The organism is Cyclobacteriaceae bacterium (genome assembly GCA_025808415.1).
In the GTDB taxonomy this organism is placed as follows: Bacteria; Bacteroidota; Bacteroidia; order Cytophagales; family Cyclobacteriaceae; genus UBA2336.
Genome location: CP075525.1, coordinates 3,361,949 through 3,384,725, shown reverse-complemented (window position 1 = coordinate 3,384,725; position 22,777 = coordinate 3,361,949). Strand labels below are relative to the sequence as shown.

The following is a 22,777-nucleotide window of genomic DNA, read 5'->3' as shown; positions in this document are numbered from 1 at the left end:
ATTTCCGAAGTATGTATTAATTATTATTCGTTGCGTAAACTGTTTACCGGGTTATTTACCGCTGCCCGTAAGGCTTGGGTGCTAACAATAACTAAGGCTACGATTAAGGCAGAGAGGCCAGCCAGTGGGTATATCCACCACGGTATGGTAATGCGGTAAGGATATTCCTCCAGGAAGCCGGTTAAGAACCAGCCTGCCAAGGGGGCAAAAAGTACGAATGAAAAAATAACCAATCGTGCGAAATCTTTGGAGATCATTAATACCAGTCCGGCTACAGAGGCTCCCAGCACTTTGCGGATGCTCACTTCTTTCGAGCGTTGTTCTGCCGTGAAAGCAGCAAGGCCAAACAACCCAAGTGCAGTGATAATCAGTGCCAGGGCGGCAAACACTTTTGCCAGGTTACCAACCAGGTTTATCGATGAGAATTTTTTATCAAACTCCACATCGGCAAAACGGTAGGCAAAAGGATAGGTTGGGTTCAATCGTTTAAAGACATCTTCTACTTTGTTAATCGCTCCGGATAAATCCGAAGTTTTTTCTAACCGAAGGGTGATGGTGCTGTTCCATTCCGGCTCAAAAACAACAACCATGGGTGCTACCGGTTCGAAAGGTGAATTCATGATGACGTTCTCGGTAACGCCAACAATCGTAAACTCCCCGCCCCACATGTTAACTTTTGATCCGACAGGCTCGGTAAGACCCATAACATCTACAGCGGCCTGGTTAATAATCACACTGGTGCTATCATTAAATTCTCTTGAAAAATCCCTGCCCTCCAACAGGTTAATGCCCATCGTTTTTACATAATCATATTCGGTGGCAATGGTGCTGAAAATAACCCGCGTTCCCGGTTCCATACCGGGCCACTCCACAATGTTGTTGGCAAAAATTGATGTTACCGGGCTATTGGATTTTGTTACGTGCTTAACTGCGCCTGTTGCAATTAATTCATTTTTAATTGTTTCATAACTATCGGATAACTCAGTATTGATCCAAATCATCATCAGGTTTTCGCGGTCAAACCCAATCTCACGGTCCTTCACATGCATAATCTGCTTATAGATTACGATTGTGCCGATGATCAGGAAGATGGAGAAGCCAAACTGTAGCGTAACCAAAATTTTACGTGGCAAACTTGTGTGCTTACCGGTTTGGATTTTTCCTTTTAAGACTTTTACCGGTTGAAAGGAGGAGAGGTAAAAGGCAGGGTAACTGCCGGCAAGGATTCCGGTAACTAAAATCAAGGCAACGGCACTACCCCATAAGTATGGATTTGAATAGTCGATTAAAAGTCTCTTGTTCACCAGGGTGTTGTACATCGGTAGCGATAACTCCACCAACACAACGGCAACAAAAAAGGCAAAGGTTGTAATGAGCAGCGACTCACCTAAAAACTGGGCGACCAGTTCTTTTTTTCGTGAGCCAATACTTTTTCGGATGCCTACTTCGCGTGCCCTTTTTTCTGAGCGGGCCGTGGCCAGGTTCATAAAATTAATGCAGGCAATGAGTAATACAAAAATGGCGATGGCACCGAAAAGTCTTACGTACTCAATCATGCCACCCGTTGCTTTTCCATTTTCAAATTTTGAGTAAAGCCTTAGGTCGGATACCGGATGGAGGAATACTTGCGGCTGGGTGAGTGTATCTGCACTGTTTTTCTTTACAATGTCTTTTATAGAGGTGTTAACTTCTTCCAGCGTACTGCCCGGCTCAAGTTCCACATACAGTTGAAATGAATTATTGTCCCACCGTTCGCGTGATTGACGCACCCAGGCTTGTATCGATTCAATAAAGGAGAATGGAATCAGGTAATGGTAATTGGAAAAAGTTGTTTGATCGGGAAAGTCCCTCATAACTCCTGTAACTTTCAACTCCTGGTTATTATCAATTTTTACCAGCTTATTCAGCGGATCTTCATTACCAAACAAGGCTTTTGCAACACTTTCCGTTAACACAATTGAATTTTGTTCGTTAAGTGCTGTATTCACATCGCCCTGCACCAACGGGAAGGTGAAAATCTTAAGAAAATCTTCGCTTACGGCCAGGCCAACCTTGGTGATTTTATTTTCATCGGCCGTGAGCAAAAAGCCTTCGCCCCAATTGGTAATTACGGTATGCTTGATTTTTGATGAGTATTCTGGTAGAGCATCCTTTAACGGATAGGGCATAGCTATTTGTGAACCTACCTTTCCGGAAAAGGTTTGGTTCATCATTACCTTATATAAGTTGTCCCGCTTTTCATGAAAGCGATCAAACTGATATTCATCGGCAATCCACAGCATTATTAAGATACTGCAGGCAATACCGATGGATAACCCGAAAATGTTGATGAACGAATACGTAAAGTTTCGTTGAAGATTACGCAGGGCGATTTTTAAATAGTTCAGTAGCATTATTCTTTCTTTTATTATTCGTTTCGTAATGAGTTCACAGGGTTTGACAGTGAGGCTTTTACCGATTCAAAACCAACGGTAATCCACGCGATCAGCAGGCTTAATGATCCGGCCAGTATAAATACGGAAATGCCTATACTGGTTTTATAGGCAAAGCTTTCCAGCCAGCGATCCGACAGGTAATAGCTAACAGGTATTCCAACAACAACGGCAATCATTACCAACATCAGAAAATCTTTTGAAAGTAAGGTTACCAATTGCGATACCGAAGCGCCCATCACTTTGCGGATGCCAATTTCTTTTGTGCGTTGCTCAGCTGTGAAAGCTGCCAATGCATACAAGCCAAGGCAAGCGATGAAAATGGCAATGACGGATGCTGTCAATACCACATTGGCCAGTTTTTGTTCAGCTTTATAAAGTCCTGCCATACGGTCGTCAATAAAGGTATAATCGAACGCGGCTGGGATAATTTTCTTGTAGGTCGATTCAAGCGTGCTGATCGTTTCCATTAAGTTATTCGTTTCTACTTTCACCAACAGGTATATATATCCGTTGTCCGTATGGTTGTTGAAACAATACGGCCCGATTTTCTGGTGCATGGAGGCAAAGTGAAAATCTTCCGTTACGCCTACCACTTCAGCAGGTGCATTATTGAAGATGAATACCTGCCGGCCTATGGCTTCTTCGGGTGTAAGTTGTAGGTAGTCCACTGCGCTTTTGTTCAATACAACTTGTATGGTTGTGTCATTGGGATCTTTTAATTCGGGAAGGGAACGACCGGCCAGTAATTTTATCCCTAACACATCCAGTACTTCATGGGTAGCCCGTGTAGTGTAGATAGAAGCTCCATTTTGTTCGTTCCTTTCGTGCCTGATGGTGTACCCGCTGGTACCAATGCCCGGATAGGCTTGGCTGCGACTAACTTGCTTTACTTCGGCCAATGATTCAAATTCTGTTTTTAATGTACGAATCAGTTCCTGATCGCGTGTTGCGGAGGTCATAATGGCAACCACCTGTTCTGGTTCGTAACCAAGCTTTTTGTTTTGGATGTAGTTCATCTGCCTGTAAAACACAATGGTGGTTACGATCAGTACCATGGATACGGTGAACTGAAAAACCACCAGTCCTTTGCGAATCATAACCTGGGTTCCGGCCGTTGTTACTTTTTGAAGCGCAGCTTTTGGCGAGAAGGAAGAGAGGTACCAGGCTGGGTATGAGCCTGCCAACACGGTAAGGATTATGCCAACCAGTACAAAGCCTGTCCAAAACAAATTGCTACTTAAAAAAACTGTTGTTACCTGCTTTCCGGTAAGTTCGTTAAAGAAGGGAAGGAGCGTAGTAAACAGAACCATGCTTAATGTAATGGCCAGTAATACAAATAAACCGGTCTCGAAATAGAATTTTTTATTCAGCAGGCTGGTAGTTGCCCCTAATGTTTTTGAAATACCAACTTCTTTATTCCTGCGTTGCGATAGTGCCGTGGCCATGTTCATATAGTTTACAGCGGCAATCAACAGGATAATAAGCGCAAGGGCTATCAGGATTTTTACCTGGTTAATGTCGCCATATGTGGTGCGGTCAAATGAAGTGTTCAGGTCGCCCGACTTCAGGTGGATGTCCAGTAGTGGCTGAAGTGAAATGGTATACCACCGGTTTTCTTTTTCCAGGTGGCGGCCCAGCATTTCCTCAATTTTATTGTCGATGGTGGCTTTTGAAACACCGTCATGAAGTAAGAAGAACGACTCAAAACTGGCATTGCCCCAGCTTTGGTTTTGTTCCCTCCCAAACCAATTTGATGCAAACGAAGCTATCAGGTTGGCCTTCAGTGATGAGTTGCCCGGAAAATCGCGGTACACACCGGTTACTTCAAACGACAGGTTGTTGTTCACGGTTATCGTTTTACCGATTGGATCAGTTTTGGCAAAATATTTTTTAGCTGCACTTTCGCTGATCACAATCGAACCTGGTTTTGATAGTGGCTGATCTGGGTTGCCTTGGACAAACTCAATAGAGAAGATGTCGAACAATTCAGGGTCGGCATAAAACAGTTGTGTTTCGCTAAACTTTTCATCATCCGTTGAAAGAAAGGCGATATCACCGAAGTTATGGTGAAAGTACCGTGTGGCTTTTTCAATTTCGGGTATTTCCTGTTGTGCTGTTGTTGCTACCCGGTTGGGTACTCGCCCCCATTTATTCACCTGCCCGTCATATTCAGCCGTAATCACAGCACGGTAAATACGATCTTTTTTGGTGTGAAACCTATCGAACGAAAATTCATCCATTATATAAAGTGTAATGGCTAAAAACAGGGTGAGCCCAATGGTTAGCCCGAGAATGTTGATGATGCTGAATGATTTATAACGCAGCAAGTTGCGTAAGGCGATTTTTAAATTGTTTAATAGCATAGTTCTCTGTTTTATCAGCCTGAACTTTTTATTCGTTTCGTAATGAATTAACCGGGTTGGCCATGGCCGCCTTAATCGATTCAAAGCCAACGGTAAGCCAGGCGATTACAAGCGAGATGATGCCGGTGATAACAAAGACCACAACATTCAATTCAATTTTATACGCGAATGACTGAAGCCATTTGTTCATGGCATAATAGCCAACCGGTGCAGCAATTATTAGAGCGATGATTACCAGAATCACAAATTCTTTGGAGAGCATCCCAACAATGCTGCTTACGGAGCCACCCAATACTTTTCGGATGCCGATTTCTTTTACTTTGCGTTCGGCTATGTATACCGATAGTCCATACAGACCGAGACAGGAAATGATGATGGCTAAACTCGTAAATACAAATATGATTTTTGAAACGCGCTGGTCATTTTGGTATTGACGCTTCACGCTATCACTTAAAAAGTCTGCTTCAAATGGCGTGCGCTGAACCAGCTGCTTCCACTTCACTTCCATTTGTTGAATGATGTGCTGGTAATTCTGCGGGCTTACTGAGGCTATGATGAAATTGTAATTTCCGCGATTAGCCGGTATCCAGAATATAAGCGGAGCAATGGATTCATGGAGTGAAAACTGATGGAAATCGTCAACTACACCTATAATTTCGTGCGTGAAGGTTTGCCCTTGCCATTCTGAAAGCAGTTGTGTTCCTAACGCTTCTTCTAATGAAATATTCAGGGTTTGCAGGCTGGCTTTGTTTACCATGATTTTGCGGCTGGGGTTCTGCCACGAAAAGCTATCGGTTTCAAACACATGCGTTCTTCCGGTCAGTAATTTGATATCTAATAAATCGAAATAGTTCTCATCTACTACAGTATTTCGATGGATTATGCCTCTGTCTTGCGATGATCCTTTCGGATATACAGCAAAATCGCTCAGCATGGGGGTTGAAGGTAAGCTGCGGGCTGCGGATATTTTCTCAACACCGCCAATCTGCGCAAACAAATTTTTGAGTTGCAGATATTGTTGCTTCGATTCATCGGTCCGTAATGGAATCATGATTTTATATTCCGGATCAAAACCCAATGGTTTGCTTTGAATAAAATTCAGTTGGCGATGGATGATGACGATTGAAGAGATTAGCGTAATGGAAATGACAAATTGAAATACAACCAGACTTTTGCGTAAAAAATTGGAGCTGCCACCACTCAGGCGTTTATCTTTTAAAACAATAGCCGGTTGAAATGACGAGAGGAAAAATGCCGGATAACTTCCCGCAACCAGCGCTGTAACAATACCAATGAGTAGCATGATCCCCAGGATGAAGGAGATGTTGATCGATTGAAGGCTTAGCGCCTTTTGGGTAAGGTCGTTGAAGAAGGGTAAGGTTATTTGTACCAGGATCAATGCCAGCAGCAGCGCCAGCAAAACAATGGTCATGGATTCGCCTAAGAACTGGCGGATAAGATTTGGACGCGTGGCGCCTAATGATTTACGCACGCCCACTTCACCGGCACGTTGCGAAGCCTTAGCCGTTGTCAGGTTCATGAAGTTGATGCAAGCCAGCAACAAAATAAATATCCCGATCGAACCCAATATATAAATGTATTCGATGTTGCCCGCCTCGGCCATGCCGAATGAATTTTGAAAATCAGAATGGAGATGAATATTGTCTAATGGCTGCAGGTACATCTCTTTTTGCAGCCCGGCATTTTTTAAATCGGTGCCTGAATGCCGGTCAATTAATGCTGAAATTTTTTCATCCACGGTGGTTGGTGAGGTGTTTGGTTTCAGCTTTACATAGCTGATAACGAAATTCTGCCAGGCCCAGGTGGTTGTGGTGTTGATGAAATTGCCCATGGGGTGCCCGTTCATGCTCATGTAAAAAGAAGCATTGACATGCGAAGGTTTGGGATTTGGTTTGAGTACGCCACTGATAAACAGGGTATCGGTATACTGACCACTGCTGATGATGATAGACTTATCCAACGCCTCCGCTTTTCCGAAAATTTTTTCGGCTAATTCAGCCGTAACCACAACAGTATTTGGGCGATCCAACGCGGTTTGCGGATTGCCTTCCTGAAACGCAAAGGAAAAAACATCGAAGAATGTTGAATCAGTAAGGTAACCTGTTTTTTCATAGAACAGGTTTTCTTCATACCGTATCAGGTGTTGTTCTACTTCCGGAATGGGAACCAGCCGGGTAGCTGTTTCTACTTCCGGAAATTCTTGTGCCAGCGCCATGGCCACCGGGGGTGAAGTTCGTGGAAATGATTCCGAGTTTCCATCGCGCGAGAAAACGCTGTAGATGCGGTAAATGCGTTCGTGGTCTGTAAAATGTTGTTCGAAGCTGAATTCATCATGGATGTAGAGAACCAGCAAAACACAACAAGCCATGCCAACGGCAAGACCGCCAATATTGATCATGGAGAATGCTTTATGCTTGAGCAGGTTTCGAAGGGCGATGGCTAAGTAGTTGCGGAACATACTAAATGAGATTTATTCGTTTCGTAATGATAGTGTTGGATTTGCCAAAGCAGCTTTTACTGATTGGTACATTACTGTAAGAAACGCAACAACCAATGTGCCGATAACGGCAATACCAAACACAGCGTAACCAATGGTGGTCTTGTAAGCAAATGCCTGCAACCATTGGTTCATGGCGTACCAGCTAATGGGTGCGGCCAGCAGAAAGGCAATGAGGACTAAACCGATAAAATTTCGGGAAAACAACAACACAATGCTCCCCACAGAGGCTCCAAAGACTTTTCGGATACCAACTTCTTTTACTTTTTGTTGCGTGAGGAATGACACAAGCCCCAGTAAACCCAGGCAGCTAATCAGGATAGCAAGACCGGAAAAGATTTGAACTAATGTAAGGGATTGCTTCTCCTGGCGATACAAATTTTCAAGGTGATTATCCAGAAAAGTATAATTGAATAAATATTCGGGAAATACTTTAGCATAAGCCTCTTCAATCGATTTCAACACTACGTTAGTACTCGCTGTATTAATCCGAATGCCTGCATCGTAATAAAAATAAGGAAAGTGGATAAGCACAACAGGCCCTATGGTTTGATGAAGCGATGTTGTGTGAAAATCTTTCACAACACCCACCACAGGTACATCTATATCATTCAACCCTATGTTGATAAGTTTGTCTAAGATTTCTTCGTTCGTACTGAACCCCAGTTGCCGTACCAGTGCCTCATTAACAAGGCAAACATACTTTCGGTCTTTAGCTGGTAACGAAAGGTCGGTCATCTTCTCTTCATTTTCATAGAACCAGCGTCCCGCTACCAATTCAATACCATAGGTTTCCAGATAATTGTAATCAACAGGTTTAATGGCCACCTCATACCGGTCTGCATTACCGCGTTCGGTCAGGTAATAGCCCGTGCCAAAATTGCTGTTTGAAGTGGGGGGCCCAAGTGAGAAAGATACCTTTTCTACTCCTGGCACTGTTTCCAGCAAGGTATTAAGGGATTCCCGTTTTTCTTTTTTGGTTTCAGGCAGTGGAATATTTATGATAGCATGCCTGGTGAAGCCTAATGGCTTTGACCCCAGATAATTCATTTGGTTGGCCACTACTAACGTACCGATAATCAACATTTGTGCAATCATAAACTGAAACACTACCAGATATTTACGCGCATACGCACCAGAACTTCCCTGATAACTCAACTTATTCTTAAGCACTGTTACAGGATTAAAGGCCGACAATACAAAGGCCGGATACAAACCAGAAAGTACAGCAGTAACAAGAATAAGACCCCCAAGAAAAGCAGGCAACATACCATTGTTCCAGTTTAGTGAAATTTCTTTCTGAAGAAATTGATTAATAAATGGCAGCGTCAATTCGGAGATCAGCAAAGCGAACCCGGTTGATACTATGGTGAGTAAGAATGCTTCGGAGAGGTATTGTGCGATAAGCTGGTTGCGTGATGCACCGAGTGTTTTACGTACGCCAATCTCACGCGACTTTTTAACTGCCATTGCCGTACTGAGGTTAACAAAATTGATGCATCCTACAACCAGAATGAATGCGCCAAGTAGGCTAAGTATAAGTAGACTCGAACGGTTAATGTATCCCTGTCCACCAGGCGTGTCAATGTATCGTTCGTCAAAGTGAATTTCGCTCAGGGGCTGTAGGCTGTAGGTTTGCCGGCTTGCATCCTCACCCACGTAGTACTTCTTAACAAATGATTCAAGCCGCTCTTCAACTGCTTGTGTCGACATTCCCGCTGGCAGCACCAGGTAACTGTATCCCGACATATTCATTCCCCACTGGTCTATAGGCAATCCTAAAAAATCCTTACCCAAGGAAGGCATGGAAACAATCATGGAAAACCGGATGTGTGAGTTTGCTGGTGGGTCTTTTACTATTCCAACCACTTCCACTTCCAGTTTATTGTCTAGGGTGAGGTGTGTAATGCCAGGCTTTAAAATTTTTGCGGCTAACGTTTCTGTAAGAAAAACTTTGCCGGGTTGACCAAGATCAACTGCCGGATTTCCCGAAAGCGTTTCATAGCTGAAGACCTTGAAAAACATGGAGTCGGCAAACAGGATATGCGCTGCTTTATATTTTTCTGTTCCTATGGTAGCCTGTACCTCTTCGTGATAATGAAACTGGGTGTTCAGTGGAATGTCATTAAAATCATTTCTGAAAGCAGCAGCAAACGGATAAGGAGTAATGGCTGAGTGTTGTATTCCGGATGCATTTGAAGCAGCCCGGGTTACGCGGAACAACCGATCGCTATTTTTATGAAACGTGTCGAACGAAAGTTCAAATTTCACTACCAGAAAAATAACCAGACAGGCGGAAAGTCCGGCACTTAAGCCCAGTATGTTAATAAGTGTGTAGCTAAGATTTCTGGTTATACCACGGTAGGCTACAACAAGCAGGTTTCGTAACATAAGCAAATGGTTGTTGACCATTGCACTTGCGAATCCGATGCCACATGCAAATAATGGCGAATTCTGTTTCGAATTGGGCCATTTTAAAAAGTAATCGGTCGATGGTGGACAAAGTTGTCCGCTATCGGGCAATTTTACCGTTCGTCATCGCGGTCGCGTTTTATCTTAACCAGGGCAGGGGGGCCAACCTGTATCGGGGCTTTTTCCAACTCCAGGTTGGCGGCTTCAATACCGTAATGGGCTTCGGTAGACAAGCTGAATTTTTTCAATAACCGGTAGCTTTGGATTATAAGCCTGTCAAAGCTTGAAATTTCACTGTCGGGTGAGGCCCATGATTGAATAATCACAAATTTAAAGTCGGCTGTCTGGCTGTATTTATGAAGCGAAGGATACGGACTGATCAGATCGATCTCGCCATTATCGGCCATTTCGTGCACAATTTTATTGAAGAGCAGGTTGATGCGGTGGTCGGCTTTGAAACCGAGTTTAATCCGAACGAAGAAACACTTTTTAGGGATGATGGTATCTACCGAATATTTACTCGTAAACGGACTGTCCACCGTATCCACATGAAGAAACCAATACACATCGGCACGCTTGGGTCGCTTGCGGAAGATGGAATAAATAATGTTTGAGTCGATATAACGTTTACTGTCAGCTACCGCCAGGAACACCAGGTTTGTAGCCTCCTTCGGAATGGTTTCATCGGCCTGCAGGTCCTTGATCATATCCACATAGTGCTTCAGGTCAACAAACTCGGTGTGGCGGGTTCGTAACCTTCGCGCACGCAGTTGAACAAACAATACCAGGAAAAGTCCGCTGGCAATGATAAACGCAAACCAGCCACCATGACTAAACTTACTCAGGTTCGAAACCAGGAACATCATTTCCAGTGAGAAGAATAAAAGAGCCAGGCCTATGGCGCGTATTGTTGATTTTCGGGATAGGGAGAAATAATAAACCAAAAGCGATGTTGTCATCAGCATATCAATGGTGATCGCTAACCCGTAAGCACCTTCCATGGCTGAAGATTCTTTGAAGTAGAGTACCACCAAAATGCATCCACTCATCAATATCCAGTTAATGGAAGGAATGTAGATCTGCCCCTTGAGCTGGCTTGGGTAACGCACCCGTGTCATGGGCCACAGTTTTAATTTCATGGCCTCATTCACAAGTGTAAACGTTCCGGAAATTAATGCCTGGCTGGCAATGATAGCTGCCGATGTGGCGATGATGATACCAAACGGAAGAAACCATTCGGGCATGATGGCATAAAATGGAATTTGTTCACCCAACGTTGTGCCTTCTTGCTTCAACAACCAGGCGGCTTGTCCAAAATAGTTGAGCAGCAACGCGGTTTTAACAAAAGCCCAACCCACACGAATGTTTTCCTTTCCACAATGGCCAAGGTCGGAGTAAAGTGCTTCAGCCCCTGTGGTACATAGAAATACTGCACCCAGTATCCAGAATCCGCCCGGATATAGGGTCAGCAACTCTACTGCATACATCGGGTTGATTGCTTTTAATACACTGGGGTTTTGAATTAACTGAATGGTTCCCAAGGTGCCTATGGTGGTAAACCATACCGTCATTACAGGGCCAAAAGTTTTGCCAACCACACCGGTGCCAAATTGTTGGAATACGAACAAGGCAATAAGGATGACGATAACAATTTGGATGATCGGCAAATCGGGATTGAAAATTTTTAAACCTTCAACCGCAGAAGAAACACTGATGGCCGGAGTTATGAAACCATCGGCAATAAGGGTAGCACACCCAATGATAGCCGGGTAAACTACCCAACCCGCTTTATACCTGCGCACCAAAGCATACAATGCGAATATACCGCCCTCGCCTTTATTGTCGGCATTAAGTGCCATGTAAATGTACTTGAGGGTGGTGACCAAGGTGAGTGTCCAAAACACACAGGATAATCCCCCGAGGATCAGCCTTTCGGAAATCTCGTGATCACCGGCAATAGCGCGGAACACATACAGCGGAGACGTACCAATATCCCCGTAAATTATCCCAAGGGAGATGAGCACACCACCAGCGGAAAGCGGGGTTTTGTGTTTATGGTACGATTCTAAAGCCATGAACTGTAAACGAATGTAACAAAATATTGTGATCAGTTAACGCCATCCTTATTGCGGCTGATGATTAACCGGTTACTCTTATCGTAAGAAAAGTAACTCCAGAACCAACTGAACATGACAAAAAATTTGTTCCGGAATCCGATGATGGAAATCAGGTGAACAAACATCCAAACAAACCACGCAAAAAATCCCTGGAACCTTAGTTTTCCTAAATCCACCACCGCGCGGTTACGGCCTATGGTAGCCATGGATCCTTTATCGAAATACAAGAATGGCTTCATGTTTTTTTGCTGGAGCAATCGCTTCAGGTTTTTGGCCAACAACTGCCCTTGTTGCATGGCGGGCGGGGCCATCATCGGGTGACCTTGTGGAAAGCCGGCATCGCCTTCCATTACAGCGGCATCGCCAATGGCAAAAATGTTTTCGTAGCCTTTTACGCGATTAAACTCATCAACAATAATCCGTCCGCTCTTTCCAATCGCATTTGCGTTTAGTCCATCAATCGGGCTCCCTTTAACCCCGGCCGCCCATATTAGTGTCCGGGAAATAAGCCTTTCCCCGGTGTTCAATAGTACTTCTGTGCCGTTATAGGATTTTACAGCCGTGCTCAGGTGCACCTTTACGCCCATGTTTTGTAGATACTCCAGCGCTTTTTCCGAGGCTTTGGCTGACATGCCATTTAATAACCGTGGCCCTGCTTCCACCAGGTGGATGTCCATATGGGTAAACTCCAGTTCTTTATAGTCTTTAGGAAAAACATGCTTTTTCAATTCGGTCAAAGCCCCGGCTAACTCCACACCAGTAGGCCCACCACCTACAATCACAAAGTCCATCAGGCTGTTCATTTGTTCCAGGTCGTCTGTAAGCAAAGCAATTTCAAGGTTGCGGATTATTTTGTTGCGCAGTTGAATGGCATCAATGATCGTTTTCATGGGAATGGCATTCTCCTCAACGTCTTTCATGCCGTAGTAATTGGTGGTGGCACCATTCGCAATAACCAGGTAATCGTACTTCAATTGTCCAATGGACGTTTCGATATAATTTTCCTGCGGTTTTATGGCGATTACCTCGCCCATTCGAAAAAAGAAATTGTTCTGATTGGCAAAGCGTTTCCGAAAAGGGAAAACGATGGAACTGGTTTCTAAACCTGAGCTGGCTACCTGGTACAAAAGGGGCTGAAAGGTGTGGTGGTTATACCGATCAAAAAGTACAACCTGCGCTTTTGATCCATTAAGTCCCTTAGCTACTTCAAGTCCCCCAAACCCACCGCCAATGATAATGATGCGGGGCTTGTTAAGGTCGGCAATGTGAGTGCGTGCAGTGTTGGCTTGTGGCATGCAGAGGGGAAAAACCCTTAAAACGGGTGCTAATTTAGAGGGTTTAATTAAACTGCTGAAAGATTATTCGCAAAACTTATGGACAGGCTTACAGGCAAAAATATTTGGTATGCCCACAACCTTTTGTACGGATTTTCAACTGTATTTTTGTGTTAAACCCTAATTAAAAGAAACCCCACCTATGAAACACCTTATTTGGATAACCGCGATAATCCTGCTGGGCGCTTGCGGTGCAAAAGAAAAAGCCGAACTGCAATCGCAGGTAGACTCTTTGCGCATTGAACTGGAAACCTCACAACGTGTTGCCAATACGCTTATGGAAGTTGGCGTGTTGATGGATAGCATTGATGCCAGCAGGCAATTGCTTCGTATCAATATGGTTGAAGGTACCACGTACGATGATTATACATCGCGCATGAAGGACTTGAACAAATATGTTAAGGATACCGAAAGGAAAATTTCAGACCTGGAGAGTGCGCTGAAAAAATCACAAGGCAATGCGGCCTCGTATGCGCGGCAAATCAAAAAACTGAAAGACGACCTCCAGGCAAAAACCAACGAGATACTGGCGTTACAGGAGCAGGTAGAGAAATACAGGAATGAAAACCAAAACCTGATTAACCTGGCCGAAATGCAAAGTGCCGAAATTGCCGATAAGGAAATCCAGATTGCTGCCAAAGAACAGGAGTTGGCTTTGATCGAGGCCCGAATCCAGGAGTTGATGATCCAATCAAAAGTGAACGAGGCCGATGCATACTATGCACGGGCCCAAGCCGTGGAAGAGGCCGCCAGCCGTACCAAACTTGCGCCCAAAAAGAAAAAGGAAACCCTGCAGGAAGCCCTCGAGCTATACAAAAAGTCATTGTCGCTTGGTAAACAAGAGGCACAAGCGAAAATCAACGAACTACAGAAGAAGATTTAGCAACCATTTATAGTTTATCGGTTACCGATAAACAGTACTGTAACAAAAGACCTTTAGCAATAAAGGTCTTTTTAGTTTTCCATATCAATCAGGTACAGGGTATAGGTAAGGTAACCCACCAACAGGATAATGGCCTCCCAACGGTCTAGTTTGCGGGTGTTGAGGGTAAACATAAAAATCATGAGCAACACGGTGGCTACACCCAACACATATAAATCGAAATTTATTGCCGTGTTGAAAGGTATGGGCGAAATGGAGCCGGAAATACCCAGCACTAAACAGATGTTGAAAATATTCGAACCCACAACATTGCCTATGGCAATATCGGTATTGCGCCTGAAAGCAGCTACAGCCGAAGTGGCCAACTCGGGTAGTGAGGTACCGGCAGCCAGTATGGTAAGCCCGATCAGCTTTTCGCTTAACCCAAAGTAATGGGCAATCTGCACGGCATTGTCAACAACCAGTTTTCCGCCACCCACCAGCATAACTAAACCGGCAAAGAACAAAGCAGCCGATTTTCCGGTGCTGTAAACTTTTATCTCTCCCTCTTCTTTATCCAATGTGCTCTTCATGGTGCGGTAGATGTAGAAAAGAAAGATGGCAAAGAGCAGTAACAGAATAACTGCGTCCGTTCGGTTAAGCGCATTTGAATCATCCCCCAAAAACCGTTCATCGTTCACCAGCAGGTAAAGGGCCACCGTTGCTATCAGTGACAAGGGGACCTCATACTTCACGGTTTTTCGTTGAACAACCAGCGGATATATTGTACCGGCCACACCCAGTATCAACAGCAGGTTAAAGTTGTTGCTGCCGATAACGTTACCAAATGCTGCATCGCTTTTACCACTGATGGCCGATATTATATTGACCACCATTTCGGGCATGGAGGTGCCGAAGGCCACTACCGTAAGGCCAATAGCCAGGTTGGAAATATTGAATTTTTTAGCAACGGAAGCGGCCCCATCGACCAGGAAATCGGCACCCTTTATCAGGATGACGAACCCAACGAGCAAGAGAAAAACCGCAAGAACCATAGGCTATAGACAACTTAATTCTTTAAAAATAGAAGATTTCAAGTCGATAACGCAAGGAGCTAAATAAATTAGTTTCGGTTAATAAGGTAATAAGTGTAAAGGATATAAAGCAGCAGAAATCCAAGGGCTTCCCAGCGATCAATTTTATTTTTGCTCAGGGTAAACATGGCAATTAAAAGGGCTACGGTTCCTATGGCCAAAACATAGAGGTCGGTATTTAATACAGCTTGCTCAATATACGTTGCGTGGTTATGGTCTGGGTATTCAATGGGCTTGATCATGCCATTCACGCCCAGGATTAAAAAAATGTTGAAAATATTTGACCCGATAACATTGCCAATAGCAATATCGGTTTGCTTTTTAAATGCTGCTACAACCGTAGTGGCCAATTCGGGCAGCGAAGTGCCCACAGCCAATATGGTTAAGCCGATGAGCTTTTCACTTAATCCAAATACCCTGGCAATACCCACAGCATTTTCGGTAACCAGGTAACCTCCTCCCACCAGCATACCCACACCCCCTGTCACCATTAATAATGACAGGCCTATGTTGTATTCCTTTATCGGCTCACCTTCATCATCGGTTTTGGTTTTTAGCGATTGGTATATGTATCCTAAGAAAATCAGAAACCCGGTAAAGAGAATCAGTGCATCCCAACGGCTAAGGATATCGATGTCGGTACCTTTTATAAGTTGATCGTTTACCAAAACCCACAACAGCACAATACCAAAAAGTGAAAAGGGAACTTCAAATTTTACAGAAGATTTTTGTACGACCAGCGGATAGATGAGCCCGGTAACACCTAATATAAATAACAGGTTGAACATGTTGCTGCCGATAATATTGCCAAAGATGGCCTCGTTACGGCCGGCCAGTGAATTGATAACATTAACAGTCATTTCAGGGGCTGAAGTGCCAAACGACACCACGGTTAACCCGATAATTAAACTGGAAACGTTAAACCGTTTTGCCAACGATGAGGCCCCGGCCACTAAAAAATCGGCACCTTTTATAAGAGTGATAAAACCGACCAAAAGCAAAACAATATAGAGGGCCATGAGCAAGCGTGTTAACGAACAGTGGCTTTAAGGTTAAAACCATTTTTTAAACCGGAAGTACCCCAACATGCCAACGGTCATTAAAACCATAATCAGCCAGGTAAACGGGTAGCCATACTCCCATTCAATCTCGGGCATGTACCTGAAATTCATCCCATAAACCCCAACAATAAAAGTGAGCGGTATGAATATGGTAGAGATAATGGTTAGTACTTTAATGATTTTGTTCAGTTGGTTGTTTTGGGTGTTGATGTGTATGTCGAGCAAACTGGATGTAAGGTCTTTGTAGGTGTCCAGGGAGTCGATCAGGTGCACAACATGATCGTACACATCGTCAAAGAAACGTTCATTCTCTTCTTCAATCAGTTCATTCTTATCTTTTAACAAAGCCGAAAGAGCATCGCGCAAGGGGTACACTGCTTTTCGCAAGTAAATCAACTCTTTCTTCAGGTTTTGGATGCGTTGAAAGGTATGTTCGGAATGTTCGTTGTGTAAAGTTTCTTCAATGTCCTCAATCTGCTCACCAATCGCGTCCAATACGTTGTAGTAATTGTCAACAATTATATCGATAAGCCGGTAAAGCAGGTAATCGGCTTTCTTTTTTCGCACGCGCCCCTGGTCCAGGCGTATGCGGTCACGGAAATTATCAAACAAGTCACCTTCTTTTTCCTGAAAACAAATCAGGTAATGGCTGCCCAATACGAAACTGATTTGTTCATACTCAATTTCGCCACCGTTAATACTGTACAGCATTTTTAACGTGAAAAACAGGTAATCATCATACTCTTCAACCTTAGGTCGCTGATCTTGGAGCACGTCTTCAATCAGCAGCGAATGGAGATTAAAGTGAGTTTGTAGTTTCTCAATAATGCTTTGGTCGTACAGTCCATCAACGTTAACCCAGTTTACCCGATCGGGTTGGATGCGCTGGATGATTTCTTCAATGGAAAGGTTGTCGGCTTTTTCATAGTGCTCGCGATTGTAGCCTATAAGTTCCAGGATCACCTTATTTGTGCGGCCATTGTTAGTGAGATCGGTCACGGAGTTTTCCATGGGTAATCGGGCTGTGAGGGAATTTTTATGTGCCCTCCAAGATAGAATGATGAGGCCATTTAACCATAATTTCGGTTTGAATTATCCATTTTGAAAGCGGTAGCAGGCATTGTAATATTGTGCCGCATGTCGCTACGCCTAGAAGATATCAAGGTTCCTATTGCCCGGGAGATGGGTGAGTTTGAGCAGAAGTTCAGGGACTCCATGAAGACCCGGGTGATGCTGCTTGACCGGATCATGAATTATATCGTGAAGCGCAAGGGCAAGCAAATGCGCCCCATGTTTGTGTTTCTAAGTGCAGGTACATGCGGCTCCATCAATGAGTCTACCTATCGGGGAGCTGCCCTAATTGAATTGCTACACACGGCTACCCTGGTACATGACGATGTAGTGGATGATGCCAACTACAGGCGTGGGTTTTTTTCGATCAATGCGTTGTGGAAAAACAAAGTAGCCGTTTTGGTAGGCGACTTCCTGCTCTCCAAAGGGTTATTGTTGTCCGTTGAGAATAAAGATTATCACCTGCTGGACATTGTTTCCAATGCGGTGCGCGAAATGAGCGAAGGCGAATTGCTGCAAATGGAGAAGGCCCGTTCACTCAATATTACAGAGGAGCTCTATTATGAAATTATCCGTCAAAAAACAGCCTCGCTTATTGCTTCGTGCTGCGCAGTAGGTGCCAGTTCATCGGGTGCCGCAAATGATGTGGTGAAAACCATGCGTGCATTTGGTGAAAAGGTTGGTATGGCATTTCAAATTAAAGATGATTTGTTCGACTATGGTGAAGATGAAATTGGAAAACCACTGGGAATTGACATTAAGGAAAAAAAGATGACCCTTCCGTTGATTTATGGGCTTTCCAAAGCAAGCTGGTTGGAGAAGCGAAAGATTATCGGAATTATAAGGAGTGAAAGCGAGAAGCCTAAGAAGGTAAGCGAGGTTATTTCATTTGTAAAACAATCCGGTGGCATTGAGTATGCCAACGAAGTAATGAACAAGTATCATCAGGAAGCACTTCAGTTGCTGATTGGTTTGCCTGAATCGGATTATAAAAAATCCCTGATCCAATTGGTGCAGTTCACAATCGATCGGAGCAAGTAACATACCACCTGCACAAACCAACAACGCCAAAGGGATAAGTTTCTTTCAACGGCTGCTTAACGTTCTTTAATGGGTGGTGTTAATGTACGTGAAAGATACGGTGTCATTCGCTTTACGTAAAATTCGGGTAATGGTTTATTGGCTTTGTGCAGGGCGAGCAGCCGATCGTACTTTTTTACCGTATAGGGGTTTAAGGCAATGTACGAAATACCCAACGCGGTACCACTCGCCAGTACTCCTGCCGTTCCGACAAACATCAGTGTAAGCCCGGCATAATTGGCTTGATCGTATGTAGCTGTCGGGGAACTGTTCAGGTCGCGTTCAAGCATAAGGCCTCCACCTATCATGGCGGCTGTTGATGCGCCTAAAACCAGGTACAGGGGCTTTTGATTTTTTGTATGGACGTTCCGCTTATTTATAAATAGCCACGCCAGGGCTTTGGTGGTATCGTCATAAGCAGCCAACCACATTCTTTCACCCTTTGTAAGTTTCACTACTGGTAATCCCTCTTGTGCACAGGCAGTGTTAGCCATTATGCAAATCAAGGCACTAAAAAGGATAATCTTAGTGTTCATAGTTTGTTCACGTAATAAATGAAACATTGCGAAGTTAAAACCGAAGTCTTACCCCCAGCATAAGTTGGGTAAGTACTTCAACATATTGGCCGTCAGGTTCGTTTTGTTTATAAGGGCCAAACCCTTTTAGGTCTACCGCAAGGGCTCGTTCTTTGCCACACAAAATGGGTGTAAATCGATAGCCCAGGTTAAAAGCCGCGAGCCAATACCGTGGTTTTTCCACCATAAGTTCTTCCGGGGCTTGCCTGCGGTATTGCCAGGCAGGGCCGACTCCAATGTACAACCCGTGGCCTTTACGGAAGGGGTTTTGAAATTGAAAAACGGGTACAAGGTCAACGGTATGGGTCAAAAACGTTTCGGGGCCGCTTATGCGGGAATAGTAAAACGTATACGATGTGCTGACGGACACGTAATCACCCAGGTTTATACCTGCACCAGCAGAAATGGCAGGCCCGATAAAAACCATTTCGGCATCCGTGCCCAGGCGCAGGGCAGTTTCAAAAAATAATTTTTTGTCCTGCCCAAAGGTTTGTGCGGTAGCGGCCAAGGCCAGTAAAAGATAAATGCTTCTCATACCTTATTTTTATTCAACAACCCGAAAAGTAAAGCTGCCTTTTTCTTCACTTGGTACTATATCTGTTCCCGGCTTGGCATACTGCTTGAATAATTCAAAGTTTGTGCTGCCATTATTAACAATGAAAAGAAAAGCTTCGTAAACAGGTATTTTTTTTCTTCCATCAGATGCAACACCTAAATTGATGTATGGAACTAAATCAATTTGTTCATCTGGAAAGCCATGTAAATCCACGGGACGATTAACGAAAATATTGAATACTCCAGTATTTTTTGGAATAAGGGCTACTTTGTAAAAATATTGACCATTTGAATAATTAAATGTTACTGGGCCACAGATTGAACTTGTTTGATAGACATCACCATAATAGCTGAATTCATTAAATGCTGGTTGTTGTTGTGATGTATATAATTGATTGTTGTTTATTCTAGATATACAGATTTTACTTTTAAAATCAAAGTTTTTAAGTTTAAAGTATTTTCCTGAATGAATATCCAATAGAGTATCTGAAAATTGACCATTAATCCAAAGAGTGTCACCTAGGGTAAGTGTTTCGCCAGTTGGATTAATTGTAATAGGAATCTCAAACGTCATAAACACAAACTCCGGATCTTTTTCTTCGTTACATTTAGCGGAGAGGAGAAGTAGTAGTAACAGGCTCCATGAGCCTGTTACTACTCTTTGTAAATTACCAGCCATAGCTTGTAACTAAGTTGTTTACCTGGGTTGCCCTTGCCCTTGTTGGTGTTGCGGGCTGTAACGTGCGCAGCCCACCAACAAGGAATTTTGCGAAAAGATTTAACCATTATCCATAAATTTTTAATAACAATCGTTGTTGGTGACCTGCCCGCATAGCCGCTGCACAACACCAACAACGGCATAGGTTTTTGTTGCTGTAATTGCTTTTTGCATTCATATTTCTAAATTCATTTCCCTACTCAACAACACGGAAAGTAAAGGTGCCTTTTTGCTCATAATAGAAAGCCCTATAATTATTGGGATTTGAATCTGAACTAAGAATACAGTTCTCCCGAAGTAGAGACAAATTATTATTACCGCCATTGATAATGAAGAACAGAGTTTCATAAGCTGGTATTCGTTGTCTGCCATCTAAAGTTCTCCCTAAGTCGGTTACTGACTTAAGCTCAAGTTGGCTTGGTCCTAAAAAGTTTAAACAGTATACGCCAGTGCTTTGTGGGATAATTCCAATTTTCGAAACATACTTTTCATTGATGTAGACTAATTTAAAATCACTGAATGTTTCTCCGAAAAATGGTATCGATCCTATTTCCTGGATAAAATTGAATTGGGCGGTAGCTCCAGGTTGATCACCAAAATTGAATCCTCCTGAAACTAGTTTCCTTATTCCTAAACTAAAACTGAAATCAAAATTTACAATTTTGTAATAATCGCCAGAATAATACTCATGGATGGTATCCGGAATTTCTGAGGTAATCCACAAGGTATCCCCCACATTTATGTAATCATTGCCCGGAGTCACATTAAAAGGTAACTCAAAAATCATGAATACAAACTCAGGGCTTTTATCTTCTTCACACCTGAAAGCAAAAAATGAAATCGATAGAAAGATCATTCGCTTTCAGGTCATCTTCATAGCCCGCCAAAATCATCATTTGGTTATAAAGCTCCATCAGGTCAACGCCACCCTCTAACAAATATTTTGTGGTTTTCTTTACCAGGTCTTCCCGAAGGTCAACCATTCCTTCACCAGAAGTACGGGCACAAGGCCCTTCATAACATGGGCAATTTGGGTTATATGGATCGGGGCAATTCTCCGGGTCGGGTATCCACGGGTCATCCTCAATATCCTGTTCGTCACCTGCGTTGTCATCAAACAAAATAACCTGCGAAAGTATGGTGTAGGTACATTTTGGGTTATCGAATAATTTTCAGGGATGAGTGTATAGAAGTAATTCAATGAATCGGGCAAGCCAGGATGCTGATAATAGTCGCCAGCGTATTCAATATGTTGGTCAAGCGGTTCGTCCCACAGGTCGTAGCCTAAATCCTGCAGCAGCATAACCTGGTCGAGGTTTTGGGGTTGGAACTGCACATAGTTGTGGGTGGTTGATGGCACTGCTATCTTAATCCGTCCGCCTGAGCGGGCCACCAGGTTTTCAAAGGCCTGGGTTACGTTTTCAACCGAGTAGGGGTTTTTCTTGTTCACCGTTTCAGGGGGTTTAACCGGGTCAATGGTTTGTTCCTCTTCAACGGTACAGGTCACCAGCAAGGCCGGTAAAAGCAGCAACATTATCCTGAAGATAAGGTTGCGGGGGGGGTAGTTTAAAGCTGTTCATATACGGGGGATTTGTTTAATCAAACTTACCACGTACTTTGCTGCGTTGCACGGCAACTATTTCAAAAAACCTACATTTTTAAAATGGTGGTTTTGCACTATTAACCATTGACAGATTGTACTAGCGACAGTGCGCATTTTATACTACTACCCTTTAAATTTTGCAAGATTTAAAGATCGGCTGTTTTCAGGGAGGTTGAAAACGGAGGGAAATATTACATGGTTAAAAATACATTTTTAATGATGCAGATTGAATGGCGGATAATGAATTACAATCTAGAAGCCTTCTCAAAAATATGTTTAACCACTAAGGGCACGAAGAAAGCACCAAGTTCACAGAGAAGAGGCCGCCTGTATCGCTTTGCGCCCTTTGTGCGTACTCTGCGGTTCAATAATTGCATCATTGAGATGGCTTCCAATGATCTTCAAACATTCTGATAATCTGGAAATGCACTTAACTGTCATGAAGGCCCAAGAGCCGGAATCTAAGTGATTGTGTAGGATTGCGGGTCAAAATTGGGTAGGCTGATCTTATAAAACCGGTACACGGTTTCGTCCTGCTTCCAGCACGGCATAGTCTTTAAACGATTGAAATACTTTTGGCTCTAACTTTTCAACAGCCGGGCCGGCTTCCTTCGGCACAAAGTTTCCTTCGTTTTCCCACCATTGTTTGGCACGTTGGCGGGCTTCGCCTTTATCCACATCAAATAAGTTAATGCACGAGTCGGAGATGATCCATGGCTTTTCGATGGAGCTGTATTTTTCAAAAATGAGGTTGCGCATTTGTGTGCCGTTGGGCTGGTTGCTGAAATGCGAAATGGTGTATGAAAGCGTTTCAGGTTCGGTCATCACCATGTCCCAGTATTTCCTGGAGGCAACTACTTCTGCGGTGGTAAGCATGTAGCCAAATCCATTCTCAATGGATTCTTTCGTAATCGGACAGCGGGCCTTAATTTCTTTTTTAGGGCTTTTGCCAAGAAGTTTACTGAGTAATGTCATAGTG

18 protein-coding genes are annotated in these 22,777 nt (G+C 43.6%); 2 read left to right on the top strand and 16 right to left on the bottom strand.

Annotation, left to right across the window (positions count from 1 at the left end):
* Positions 1-23 precede the first annotated feature (23 nt).
* From KIT51_15020 to KIT51_14995, 6 genes are all read right to left on the bottom strand, one after another.
* On the bottom strand, positions 24-2,393 hold the full coding sequence (locus tag KIT51_15020; protein UYN86164.1) for an ABC transporter permease: 2,370 nt from the start codon (positions 2,391-2,393) through the stop codon (positions 24-26).
* A gap of 14 nt (positions 2,394-2,407) precedes the next feature.
* Entirely contained in the window at positions 2,408-4,798 is a 2,391-nt protein-coding gene (locus KIT51_15015; protein ID UYN86163.1) for an ABC transporter permease, read from the bottom strand.
* A gap of 28 nt (positions 4,799-4,826) precedes the next feature.
* Positions 4,827-7,277: an ABC transporter permease gene (locus KIT51_15010; protein ID UYN86162.1), complete on the bottom strand. Its 2,451-nt coding sequence runs from the start codon at positions 7,275-7,277 to the stop codon at positions 4,827-4,829.
* 12 nt (positions 7,278-7,289) lie between these two features.
* Positions 7,290-9,707 (bottom strand): ABC transporter permease, encoded by a 2,418-nt coding sequence (locus tag KIT51_15005; protein ID UYN86161.1) that lies wholly within the window; start codon positions 9,705-9,707, stop codon positions 7,290-7,292.
* A gap of 134 nt (positions 9,708-9,841) precedes the next feature.
* Positions 9,842-11,803 carry a KUP/HAK/KT family potassium transporter gene (locus tag KIT51_15000; GenBank protein ID UYN86160.1) on the bottom strand — a complete coding sequence of 654 codons (1,962 nt, stop codon included), beginning with the start codon at positions 11,801-11,803 and terminating at the stop codon, positions 9,842-9,844.
* 32 nt (positions 11,804-11,835) lie between these two features.
* Positions 11,836-13,140, bottom strand: a complete 1,305-nt coding sequence (locus tag KIT51_14995; GenBank protein ID UYN86159.1) for an NAD(P)/FAD-dependent oxidoreductase — start codon at positions 13,138-13,140, stop codon at positions 11,836-11,838.
* 181 nt (positions 13,141-13,321) lie between these two features.
* Here KIT51_14995 and KIT51_14990 point away from each other — a divergent pair, with 181 nt between their 5' ends.
* Complete coding sequence (locus KIT51_14990; protein UYN86158.1) at positions 13,322-14,062, top strand: hypothetical protein; 741 nt, start codon at positions 13,322-13,324, stop codon at positions 14,060-14,062.
* A gap of 71 nt (positions 14,063-14,133) precedes the next feature.
* On the opposite strand, the gene KIT51_14985 is transcribed toward KIT51_14990, so the two are convergent.
* The 3 genes from KIT51_14985 to corA form a co-directional block, all read right to left on the bottom strand.
* Complete coding sequence (locus tag KIT51_14985; protein UYN86157.1) at positions 14,134-15,096, bottom strand: calcium/sodium antiporter; 963 nt, start codon at positions 15,094-15,096, stop codon at positions 14,134-14,136.
* 68 nt (positions 15,097-15,164) lie between these two features.
* Entirely contained in the window at positions 15,165-16,154 is a 990-nt protein-coding gene (locus tag KIT51_14980; protein ID UYN86156.1) for a calcium/sodium antiporter, read from the bottom strand.
* 33 nt (positions 16,155-16,187) lie between these two features.
* On the bottom strand, positions 16,188-17,207 hold the full coding sequence (gene corA / locus KIT51_14975) for a magnesium/cobalt transporter CorA (protein ID UYN86155.1): 1,020 nt from the start codon (positions 17,205-17,207) through the stop codon (positions 16,188-16,190).
* Positions 17,208-17,333: 126 nt separating this feature from the next.
* On the opposite strand from corA, the gene KIT51_14970 reads away from it, so the two are divergent.
* Positions 17,334-18,308: a polyprenyl synthetase family protein gene (locus KIT51_14970; GenBank protein ID UYN86154.1), complete on the top strand. Its 975-nt coding sequence runs from the start codon at positions 17,334-17,336 to the stop codon at positions 18,306-18,308.
* Between the two features lie 56 nt (positions 18,309-18,364).
* Here KIT51_14970 and KIT51_14965 read toward each other — a convergent pair whose 3' ends face one another.
* The 7 genes from KIT51_14965 to KIT51_14935 all read right to left on the bottom strand — a co-directional run bounded on the left by KIT51_14965 (position 18,365) and on the right by KIT51_14935 (position 22,773).
* A complete protein-coding gene (locus KIT51_14965; protein ID UYN86153.1) occupies positions 18,365-18,883 on the bottom strand; it encodes a hypothetical protein in 519 nt (172 codons plus the stop codon).
* 34 nt (positions 18,884-18,917) lie between these two features.
* Positions 18,918-19,457 (bottom strand): hypothetical protein, encoded by a 540-nt coding sequence (locus KIT51_14960; GenBank protein ID UYN86152.1) that lies wholly within the window; start codon positions 19,455-19,457, stop codon positions 18,918-18,920.
* 9 nt (positions 19,458-19,466) lie between these two features.
* The gene (locus tag KIT51_14955; GenBank protein ID UYN86151.1) at positions 19,467-20,156 is read right to left on the bottom strand and encodes a hypothetical protein; all 690 of its coding nucleotides are present in this window, start codon (positions 20,154-20,156) and stop codon (positions 19,467-19,469) included.
* Between the two features lie 235 nt (positions 20,157-20,391).
* Positions 20,392-21,051, bottom strand: coding sequence for a hypothetical protein (locus tag KIT51_14950; protein UYN86150.1), 660 nt, complete (start codon positions 21,049-21,051; stop codon positions 20,392-20,394).
* On the bottom strand, positions 21,011-21,178 hold the full coding sequence (locus tag KIT51_14945; protein ID UYN86149.1) for a hypothetical protein: 168 nt from the start codon (positions 21,176-21,178) through the stop codon (positions 21,011-21,013). Before KIT51_14945 ends, KIT51_14950 begins: the two co-directional genes overlap by 41 nt.
* Entirely contained in the window at positions 21,151-21,729 is a 579-nt protein-coding gene (locus KIT51_14940) for a hypothetical protein (protein UYN86148.1), read from the bottom strand. Before KIT51_14940 ends, KIT51_14945 begins: the two co-directional genes overlap by 28 nt.
* A 576-nt stretch (positions 21,730-22,305) precedes the next feature.
* Positions 22,306-22,773, bottom strand: a complete 468-nt coding sequence (locus KIT51_14935; protein ID UYN86147.1) for a hypothetical protein — start codon at positions 22,771-22,773, stop codon at positions 22,306-22,308.
* Positions 22,774-22,777 lie beyond the last annotated feature (4 nt).

Bases quoted from the DNA above. Each gene is read 5' to 3' on its own strand.
- KIT51_14950 (UYN86150.1), bottom strand. From the start codon at position 21,051: ATGATCTTTCTATCGATTTCATTTTTTGCTTTCAGGTGTGAAGAAGAT.
- corA (UYN86155.1), bottom strand. From the start codon at position 17,207: ATGGAAAACTCCGTGACCGATCTCACTAACAATGGCCGCACAAATAAG.
- KIT51_14980 (UYN86156.1), bottom strand. From the start codon at position 16,154: ATGGCCCTCTATATTGTTTTGCTTTTGGTCGGTTTTATCACTCTTATA.
- KIT51_14945 (UYN86149.1), bottom strand. From the start codon at position 21,178: ATGGTTGACCTTCGGGAAGACCTGGTAAAGAAAACCACAAAATATTTG.
- KIT51_14940 (UYN86148.1), bottom strand. From the start codon at position 21,729: ATGTTGCTGCTTTTACCGGCCTTGCTGGTGACCTGTACCGTTGAAGAG.
- KIT51_14955 (UYN86151.1), bottom strand. From the start codon at position 20,156: ATGGCTGGTAATTTACAAAGAGTAGTAACAGGCTCATGGAGCCTGTTA.
- KIT51_15020 (UYN86164.1), bottom strand. From the start codon at position 2,393: ATGCTACTGAACTATTTAAAAATCGCCCTGCGTAATCTTCAACGAAAC.
- KIT51_15010 (UYN86162.1), bottom strand. From the start codon at position 7,277: ATGTTCCGCAACTACTTAGCCATCGCCCTTCGAAACCTGCTCAAGCAT.
- KIT51_15000 (UYN86160.1), bottom strand. From the start codon at position 11,803: ATGGCTTTAGAATCGTACCATAAACACAAAACCCCGCTTTCCGCTGGT.
- KIT51_14990 (UYN86158.1), top strand. From the start codon at position 13,322: ATGAAACACCTTATTTGGATAACCGCGATAATCCTGCTGGGCGCTTGC.
- KIT51_15005 (UYN86161.1), bottom strand. From the start codon at position 9,707: ATGTTACGAAACCTGCTTGTTGTAGCCTACCGTGGTATAACCAGAAAT.
- KIT51_14965 (UYN86153.1), bottom strand. From the start codon at position 18,883: ATGAACACTAAGATTATCCTTTTTAGTGCCTTGATTTGCATAATGGCT.
- KIT51_14960 (UYN86152.1), bottom strand. From the start codon at position 19,457: ATGAGAAGCATTTATCTTTTACTGGCCTTGGCCGCTACCGCACAAACC.
- KIT51_14985 (UYN86157.1), bottom strand. From the start codon at position 15,096: ATGGTTCTTGCGGTTTTTCTCTTGCTCGTTGGGTTCGTCATCCTGATA.
- KIT51_14935 (UYN86147.1), bottom strand. From the start codon at position 22,773: ATGACATTACTCAGTAAACTTCTTGGCAAAAGCCCTAAAAAAGAAATT.
- KIT51_15015 (UYN86163.1), bottom strand. From the start codon at position 4,798: ATGCTATTAAACAATTTAAAAATCGCCTTACGCAACTTGCTGCGTTAT.
- KIT51_14970 (UYN86154.1), top strand. From the start codon at position 17,334: ATGTCGCTACGCCTAGAAGATATCAAGGTTCCTATTGCCCGGGAGATG.
- KIT51_14995 (UYN86159.1), bottom strand. From the start codon at position 13,140: ATGCCACAAGCCAACACTGCACGCACTCACATTGCCGACCTTAACAAG.